The organism is uncultured Thomasclavelia sp. (assembly GCF_944324745.1).
In the GTDB taxonomy this organism is placed as follows: domain Bacteria; phylum Bacillota_I; class Bacilli_A; order Erysipelotrichales; family Coprobacillaceae; genus Thomasclavelia.
In genome coordinates, this window is record NZ_CALUXO010000090.1 from 24,231 (window position 1) to 32,866 (window position 8,636).

Consider the following 8,636-nt stretch of genomic DNA (forward strand, 5'->3'; position numbering starts at 1 on the left):
TTTTCTAGTTTAATTTGACAAATATTCTACTTATAAATTATAATGTCATTAAATAATACCACCACATCAATAGATTTTAATTTATCCATCACTTAATCTAGAAATCATAAATTTAATTGAAAATTATTGGTAAATCGCTTCTTATCGATATTAATATATCTATAGGATTTTTTTGTTGTGGTTAAATTATTAATTTAAAAACATATTTTAAAATTATGTTGATATATATGAAAGGGTTATTCTTATGAAAACAAGTGACAGTATTTTTATTGATGAAAGAACACCAAAAGAAAAACGTGAAGAAATTGAAAATTCCGTTAGCAACGGTGAGACAGTAACAGGAATTTTAGAAACTTTGCCTGATGGGTATGGTTTTATTCGAAATTCTAATTACTTAGCTAGTCGTGATGATGTCTATGTTTCACAAACACAAATTCATCGTTTTAATTTGAAGACCGGTGATTTTATTACCGGATATATTCGTCAGCCTAAAGCAACTGAAAAATACAAGGCATTAATGTATACAACATTAATTAATGGATTAGATCCTAGTGAAGCAAGAAATCGAAAGAATTTTGAAAAACTGACACCAATCTTTCCAAATGAAAGAATTAATCTAGATACAGCGGATAATAGTATTTCAATGCGCATTATTAATTTATTATCGCCAATAGGAAAAGGGCAAAGAGGGATCATTGTTTCACCACCTAAAGCTGGTAAAACGACGCTATTAAAACATATTGCCCAATCAGTCCATGAAAGTTATCCAGATATGCATATTTTAATATTATTGATTGATGAAAGACCTGAAGAGGTTACTGATTTTAAAGAAGCTATTCAGGGAGAAAATGTTGAAGTGATTTATTCAACTTTTGACGAAATGTCTGAAAGACATAAAAAGGTATCGGAAATGACAATCGAACGGGCTAAAAGATTAGTTGAACATGGCAAAGATGTTATGATATTGCTAGATAGTATTACAAGATTAGTTAGAGCATACAACTTAACATGTACACCCTCAGGAAGAACTTTATCAGGTGGTTTAGATCCGGCCTCTTTATATATGCCAAAGCGCTTTTTTGGTGCAGCCAGAAATACTCGTGAAAGTGGTAGTTTGACAATTTTAGCGACTGCTTTAGTCGATACTGGAAGTAAAATGGACGATGTTGTCTATGAAGAATTTAAAGGAACCGGAAATATGGAAGTTGTCTTGAGCCGTTATTTACAAGAACGACGAATCTTTCCGGCAATTGATGTTTTAAAGTCAGGGACTAGACGTGAAGATTTATTATTAAGTGATAAAGAACAACAGGCAATGCGAATAATTCGTCAGGCTTTTGATAGTTTAAGACCAGAGCAGGCAACTGATTCATTATTGTATTTATTTGAAAAATCTAAATCAAATGAGGAATTAGTCGATCATCTAATTAAAAAGAAAAAATTCTAATAAAAAGATAAGCACTATGTTTTCATAGTGCTTACTGTGATTATTTCCCGTATAGATATAGTATGTGTGATTAAAATCTTTTAGTAAAGAATCGGATGATTTTTGAAAAATGTTCACAATTGAAATATTTTTCACTTTCTACCCATGCAGGATAAACATCGTGGTTGTTTAATAATGAATAATATTCGTAAGCTAAGTTCATAAGAAGTCCCTCCTGTTAATAAAATATTTGTTAGTAAAATGTTAAGATTAAATGTTTTATTTTTAATACAATAATATTATATAAAATTATTTAAAGATTAGTAGAGACAAGGGAACTAAAAAACTGGATATATATTTGTGCATATTGCACAAAAAAGAGGTGACGTAAATGGGGTTTACAATTGAAGATGCTTTAATTCAAACAAAAGATATTTATCACTTGGAATTGTTAGCTGGTAAAGCAGGGTGTGGCAATAGTATTAGCTGGGTTCATATGATTGAAGATACGACGATTATCCAGCAATTATGGGGCAAAGAATTAGCTGTTACAACAGGTTTAGGATTCCAAGATCATGATTCATTGTTTGAATTTATTAAGTGTTTGGTTAAATATCATATTGTTGGGTTAATCATAAATACTGGTAAGTACATTTTTGAAATTCCTCAGGATATTATTGATTATTGTGATGAACAAGAATTTCCTCTACTGGTAATGCCATGGGAAGTTCATCTGGCAGACTTAATCAAAGATTTTAGTATGCGTTGTTTACGTTCTGAACGAGAGGATAATGAAATATCCAAATTATTTCAAAAAATCTTTATCGAACCAAATGTAGTTGAAGAAGTACGTCAAACTTTAATGAGTTCATTTGATGTTGATGGTAATTTTCAGGTTGTTTTAGTAGCAATTGAAAATTCCGATCAATTTGATGCTATTGAACGTAGAAGAATCAGTTTTCAATTACAGTTATGCTTTGAAAAAATCGACAGTCCTTATTCTAATTTCTGGTTTGATAATTATTTTGTTTTGATCGTTAATAATTTAAAACCAGATTTATTAGAAAAAATTATTAAAAAGATGTACGAACGGGCCCGAAAAAGAATTTATGATCGTTTTATTTATTTAGGAATAGGTAGTCAAATGCCCGATTTGGCTCAAGTAATTTTAAGCTATAAAAGAGCATTGGCTTCTGTCAAAATGGCGATAAAATTCAAATATCCTATTTTATATTTTGAAGAAATGGGGATTTATCAAATCCTATTTACAATTGAAGATCAGCAGATTTTAACGAGTATTTACTATAAATTGTTAGATCCAATTCTTAAATATGATCAAAAACATCACGGAGAATTAGAAAAAACGCTATATTATTATCTGATTTATGATGGGTCAATGCAAACAATGGCTAAAAACTTATATATGCATCGTAATACCATTAATTATCGAATGAGTAAGATTAAAGAACTGTTAGGATGCCAGTTAGAAACTTTTGAAGAAAAGATGCATTATATGCTGGCATTTTATATTAAAAGAATGATAGAAAAATAGGCCACTTTAGTGGTCTATTTTAGAACTATTTCAATCGCTTCATTAACACTATCAACTAAATAATTGGCGTGTTGTTTTATTTCAAAATCACTTCTATTAAACGTAAATGCTAAATCGACAAAATCCAACATTGGTAAATCATTATATGAATCACCAATTCCTGATAAATAGGTAATTTGCATTTTCTCTTTTAATCTTTTTAATCCACTTCCTTTAGAACAGCCCTTATTAACAATATCAATACAATCAACATTTAAATAGGCATCAACATAATCACCAAATTGCTGATTAATAATTTCCGTTGTCTTTTTAGCATTTTCACAAGTCAAAGCATTAATTGAAATACCATATAAATGACTATTTTTTAAACTATCAATATCTTCAATTAAGGTATGCCTAAGAGGTAGTGTACCGGCTTTAGTACAATATAATTTTTTATCACCTTGAATATAGACATAAAATAAATCATTATATTGATCAAAGATTGTTTTAATAATATCAAAAGATACTAATTCTTCATGAATTACTTGTTGATTTTTATCAAGAACCAAAGCACCGCTGCTAACGATGTAAAAATCTAAGTCTATTGGTCCAACGTCTACATCACTTAATGGTCGACCGGTACATACTCCAAATAGGTTGTTGTTTTGTTGCCATTTTTTTATGGCTTCGATATCTTTAGCTTTGATTTTTTCAGGTAAATCGTTAAAATACAAAGTTCCATCAAGATCACTGGCGAATGCTTTCATAATAAATTTATTCCTTTCATTATTTGCTCAGTTTATTATAGCATAGCAGTATCCTTAAATACTGGCTGTTTTTATTTATTGATTTGTAAAGATTTAGTTAATTTTTTTAATTTCTAAAACTGAAAAAGCATTTTAAATCGCTTGACTGAGCGTATAATATTTATTCAAGGGGGTTATGTAAAATGATGTTTTCAAATCAGGCATTAAAAAAACTGATCATTCCATTGGTCATTGAACAATTATTAGTAATTTTAGTTGGTTTTTGTGATACGATCATGGTTTCTAATGTTGGGGAGTCAGCGGTTTCCGCTGTTTCATTAGTAGATTCGATTAATGTCTTATTGATCAACGTCTTTTCGGCTTTAGGTACTGGGGGTGCCGTAGTTGCAGCGCAATTTATTGGTCAAGGTTCTATTAAAAAAGCGCGGTTTTCAGCTAAACAATTATTATTGATTACGGCAATTTTATCTTTAGCGATCATGTTGATAATTTTACTTTTTAATCGCTCAATTTTACATTTAGCTTTTGGAAATGTTGATAGTGAAGTTATGAATAATGCTGAAACATTCTTTTTTGTTTCGGCCCTGTCTTATCCATTTATAGCTTTATATAATTCTGGAGCTGCGTTATTTAGGGCAATTGGAAATTCTAAAATTTCGATGGTTACTAGTGGTATCATGAATATTATTAACATTATCTTCAATACCATCTTTATTTTTGGATTAAATCTTGGCGTTTTGGGTTCCGGGTTGGCAACTTTGATTGCTAGAGCAGTTTGTTGTCTTGTCATTTTAAAATTTTTAGCTAATAAAGATAATGATTTATATGTTATCGACTATCGTCATTGGAAATTTGATATTGGTTATATCAAAAAGATATTGACAATTGGGATTCCATCAGGTTTGGAAAATGGAATGTTTCAATTTGGTAAGATTTTAGTCCAAAGTTTAGTAGCCACTTTTGGTACTTATGCTATTGCGGCTAATGCCGTTTCTAATAACTTGGCTCAGATGCAAATTATTCCTGGGATGGCAATGTCATTGGCAATGGTTACTGTAATTGGTCAATGTGTTGGAGCCGGTGATTATAAACAAGCTAAGTACTATGTTAAAAAGTTATTGAAAATTACTTATGTAGCAACGATTTTAGCAGTTGCCGTAGTCTTGTTGGCGACACCAACAATTTTAAAACTATATTCGTTATCTGATCAAACGATAGATTTAGCTTACCAATGTATTTTCCTTCATGGTTTCTTTGCTGCTACAATTTGGCCAACATCATTTACTTTCCCAAATGCTTTACGGGCAAGTAATGATGCTAAATTTACGATGATTGTTTCAGCAGCTTCTATGTGGACTTTTAGATTTTGTTTAAGCTATGTTTTGGGACGTTATCTAGGATTAGGATTAATCGGTGTTTGGATTGCTATGTTCGTTGACTGGATCGTGCGGTGTATTTTCTTTGTTTGGCGTTATCTAAGTGGTAAATGGATGAATCGACAATTAATCTAGAAATAAAGCAGAGATGGTTTTTTTGATCTCTGCTTTATTTGACTTAAGATTAATTATTGATCAATGATAATATTGGCATATTTTCGCCCAATTGGAAGAGTAATGTTGAATTGCAGATATAGTTCTTGTTTTTTGATATCTTTGATATATAAACTATTAACAACATATGATTTATGAATTTGAATAAATTGTTTGCAATCAATCTCTTTAATAAATTGTGATAATGTTTTTCTTTCAACCAAAGTACCTGAAAGGGCATGAATAGTTAGATAATGATTTTGAGATTCAACATAAATAATTTGTTTAATTCGAAGATTTACAGTTAAATGTCCTTTTTGATAATGATAAATTTTAAAATTAGTATTTATTTGTCTTAAAATTTCAGTTTTCTTTTTTGATAAGTCTAATAGAAAATTATCTTTATCCAAATATAAATTTACTTGTCGAGTTAAAGCTTCATCTAATAACTGATAATTCTTTAAGCCTACAATATATACTAATGAATTACTTTTATCAATTTTACTTAAATACCTATAGTCTTCTAAACTGTTTATTTCAATTAAATAGATATCATAAACACTATCGTTAATTGATTCAATCATATATTCGATATTATTTTCGTTAAAAAAAGCTGCTAGTTTCTTTTGATAATCGAAATCATTGCTGGTTTTTAAACCAATGGAAATCATAACTGTTTCTCCTTTTCGATTTGATCAAGATAATAACTAATGTGTTCAGGTGAATTTTTTAACTGATTAATTATTTGATATTTATCTTTAAATCGAATACCAATTTTCTGTAAATAAGCTACGGCTTGATTAAAAGCTTTTCTTTGTCTGCCACATAATGCTTTAAAAATATATTCGCTATTATCTTTAGTTTTGATAATAAAGATAATATCATAACCAATATTCCAAAAAAATGGTTTTGGTAGTGGAACATAAGTGATTTCGATATAAGAAATCATTTTTAAATTAACTTTAATTTGATAATTCATTTTAGTTCTTTTTAAATATTGTCGATAAAATAGAATTGTTTTTTGAAACAAATTATCATAGTTAGTATAATAAATGGCTTCTTGATCAACATACCAGAAAATAGATGAATATGCAGTGTTTGGTATAATAACTAATATACACAATAAAATTAATAAAATCGAAAATGATTTTATCCCAGGATAGGGACTATATCTAAATAAAACAACAGCCCAAATAATAAAAATTAAATTAAGAAAAATAGCAATCTTAAGTCTTGGTTTACCTACTGTAATCATAATAAATACCTCCGATGCTTACAGTATAGATGATTAGATTAGCAATTAAAATAGCTCTGTCGTAAACACCCGATTATTAGCATCAATAAAAAAAGAGATAAGCAAAAACTTATCTCAAAAAGCTATTTCATAAATTTCTTTCCATTATCCCAAGCTTGTCCTACTTTTTCACCAATTGCATAATATCCATTTTGGAATTGATCAAAAACAAAAGCATTTAATTTAGTTGGATCAACTTTTCCTTTTTCATCTAACACTTTTTCGTCAGCTAAAACATTAACGATTTCACCTAATACTCTAAAACCATATACAGTATTTTGACATTCAACGACTTTACATTCTAATGTTAATGGATATTCAGTAATAACTGGGGCATCAACTTTATCGCTTTTAACAGCCGTCATTTTAGTTCTTTCAAATTTGTCTTCCATATTATTTCCAGAAGCAATTCCAAAGAAGTCACTTTCATCAAGATGATCAATATCAGCAATACTTAAAGTAAAAGCTTGACGCAATTTAATATTTTTTGATGTTTTATGACGTTCACCAATATTTAAAGCTACCATATTGTTAGCACAGATACCACCCCAGGCCATATTCATAACATCAACTTTATCATTTTCATCATATGTGGCAATCATTAAAACTGGCATTGGAAAAACAAAAGGACTAACTCCTAAATCTTTTAACATAAAAATACCTCCATACTAGATTTTTTTTCATATATTTATTATAATTCTTATAGATAAATAATCAAGTACCTACATTCTAGTTAGGTACTTACTGTGAGGTAAGTTATGATAAAAGATTTTATTGAAGATGCTAATTTTGAAGATACTGGATTTAGTTATACTCTATCATTGATTTCAGGTAAATATAAAATGATCATATTATATTGTCTAATGGAATATCAACCAGTCCGTTTTAACCAGCTGCAGCGTTATTTAAAGAAAGTTTCAGATAAAACACTGAGTCAAAACCTAAAAGAACTGGTTAAAGATGAACTGATTCATCGTGAAGTTTACAACCAGATTCCTCCTAAAGTAGAATATTCATTGACTGAACGTGGAAAATCATTGATGGTAGTCTTAGATCAATTATGTATTTGGGGTGAACAAAATCGTAAATAAGTAATTATGTATTAAAATAAAAGGAAAATATCTATAGATTATGGATAAAAAAATTATTTATTAAATATCGTTGACTTAAAGTTAGGTTTAAGTTGTATATTTTTGTCGTGTAGTAAGACAACTGATAGTAGATGAACATTTTCCTACCCTTAAAATACGTTATGCTGTTTTGTTGCTTTACTATTGAAAATAGATTTGGAGGAAGTTTTTCCTCCTTTTTTGATTTAAAAAAGTATATGTCATTAAGTTGCGGATTGAATGACATTGGTTCAGGCTTTATTTAAAAAATCTCCTAATCATTTTTCGATAATAATGAACATATACTATTAATAAATATGAGATAAATTTGAGATAAATTATATCAATATTCATGCTATAATTAGTTTGTCAATAAACAATATCCCTTTATCTTTCCAAGATAAATATCTTTAATATTTACTGATTAATTTTCTAATATAAAAAAATATTTATTCTTGGAGGCCAATTTATGAAAACTTTATTTAAAAACGATATTGTTTTAAAAGATTATTTTAAAAACCCGAGATATTTTGCTGACTTCATCAATAGCATCTTATTTGATGGTAATCAAATTATCGATTATCATTGTCTTTCTTTATATGATAGCGAAATATCTACCGTAATTAAAAGTAACAGTTTCATCAAAGACATCGAATTACGGCGCGATATTATTTTTAAATATGATGATGGTCATCGCTCAATGCTAATTGGTATTGAAAATCAAAAGTATCAAGATCGATTGATGTTATTTAGATGTCTATCTTATGATTCTATGCTCTATCAACGTCAGATAAATAACTTAACTGATAAAAAAGTTGAACAACTAAGTAAAGTTATGTCCGGTGTAATCAACTGGAGTGAATATCGCTGGAATACTAAAAGTGATCTATATAGCTATTTTGATGTTTTAGATGATGAAAAGAAAGCCATAAGCAATTATAAGGTGTTTACTTTAAATATCTTAGATATTGATTATC

At 28.8% G+C, this 8,636-nt stretch carries 10 protein-coding genes; 5 read left to right on the forward strand and 5 right to left on the reverse strand.

All coding sequences use genetic code 11. From position 1 onward, the window contains the following. Positions 1 to 244: 244 nt before the first annotated feature. Entirely contained in the window at positions 245 to 1,447 is a 1,203-nt protein-coding gene (gene rho, locus Q0K54_RS12790) for a transcription termination factor Rho (protein ID WP_294581806.1), read from the forward strand. 70 nt (positions 1,448 to 1,517) lie between these two features. Here rho and Q0K54_RS12795 read toward each other — a convergent pair whose 3' ends face one another. Continuing rightward, positions 1,518 to 1,649 carry a hypothetical protein gene (locus Q0K54_RS12795; RefSeq protein ID WP_294581808.1) on the reverse strand — a complete coding sequence of 44 codons (132 nt, stop codon included), beginning with the start codon at positions 1,647 to 1,649 and terminating at the stop codon, positions 1,518 to 1,520. A gap of 168 nt (positions 1,650 to 1,817) precedes the next feature. Between Q0K54_RS12795 and Q0K54_RS12800 the strand changes: the two genes are divergently transcribed. Next, the gene (locus Q0K54_RS12800) at positions 1,818 to 2,978 is read left to right on the forward strand and encodes a PucR family transcriptional regulator (RefSeq protein WP_294581810.1); all 1,161 of its coding nucleotides are present in this window, start codon (positions 1,818 to 1,820) and stop codon (positions 2,976 to 2,978) included. A gap of 14 nt (positions 2,979 to 2,992) precedes the next feature. Here Q0K54_RS12800 and Q0K54_RS12805 read toward each other — a convergent pair whose 3' ends face one another. Beyond that, a complete protein-coding gene (locus tag Q0K54_RS12805; RefSeq protein ID WP_294581811.1) occupies positions 2,993 to 3,727 on the reverse strand; it encodes an HAD-IIB family hydrolase in 735 nt (244 codons plus the stop codon). A 182-nt stretch (positions 3,728 to 3,909) separates the two neighbouring features. Here Q0K54_RS12805 and Q0K54_RS12810 point away from each other — a divergent pair, with 182 nt between their 5' ends. Continuing rightward, positions 3,910 to 5,238 (forward strand): MATE family efflux transporter, encoded by a 1,329-nt coding sequence (locus Q0K54_RS12810; RefSeq protein ID WP_294581813.1) that lies wholly within the window; start codon positions 3,910 to 3,912, stop codon positions 5,236 to 5,238. Positions 5,239 to 5,291: 53 nt separating this feature from the next. On the opposite strand, the gene Q0K54_RS12815 is transcribed toward Q0K54_RS12810, so the two are convergent. The 3 genes from Q0K54_RS12815 to Q0K54_RS12825 all read right to left on the reverse strand — a co-directional run bounded on the left by Q0K54_RS12815 (position 5,292) and on the right by Q0K54_RS12825 (position 7,203). Next, positions 5,292 to 5,927: a LytTR family DNA-binding domain-containing protein gene (locus Q0K54_RS12815; RefSeq protein ID WP_294581815.1), complete on the reverse strand. Its 636-nt coding sequence runs from the start codon at positions 5,925 to 5,927 to the stop codon at positions 5,292 to 5,294. Further along, positions 5,924 to 6,511 (reverse strand): hypothetical protein, encoded by a 588-nt coding sequence (locus tag Q0K54_RS12820; protein ID WP_294581816.1) that lies wholly within the window; start codon positions 6,509 to 6,511, stop codon positions 5,924 to 5,926. The genes Q0K54_RS12815 and Q0K54_RS12820 overlap by 4 nt, the downstream gene beginning before the upstream one ends. A 122-nt stretch (positions 6,512 to 6,633) precedes the next feature. Continuing rightward, positions 6,634 to 7,203 carry a flavin reductase family protein gene (locus Q0K54_RS12825; protein WP_294581817.1) on the reverse strand — a complete coding sequence of 190 codons (570 nt, stop codon included), beginning with the start codon at positions 7,201 to 7,203 and terminating at the stop codon, positions 6,634 to 6,636. 105 nt (positions 7,204 to 7,308) lie between these two features. Between Q0K54_RS12825 and Q0K54_RS12830 the strand changes: the two genes are divergently transcribed. Both Q0K54_RS12830 and Q0K54_RS12835 read left to right on the forward strand, forming a co-directional pair. After that, positions 7,309 to 7,641 (forward strand): helix-turn-helix domain-containing protein, encoded by a 333-nt coding sequence (locus Q0K54_RS12830; RefSeq protein WP_294581819.1) that lies wholly within the window; start codon positions 7,309 to 7,311, stop codon positions 7,639 to 7,641. A gap of 487 nt (positions 7,642 to 8,128) precedes the next feature. Then, positions 8,129 to 8,636 (forward strand): Rpn family recombination-promoting nuclease/putative transposase (locus tag Q0K54_RS12835; protein ID WP_294581820.1); only part of this gene is annotated, 508 nt, incomplete at its 3' end.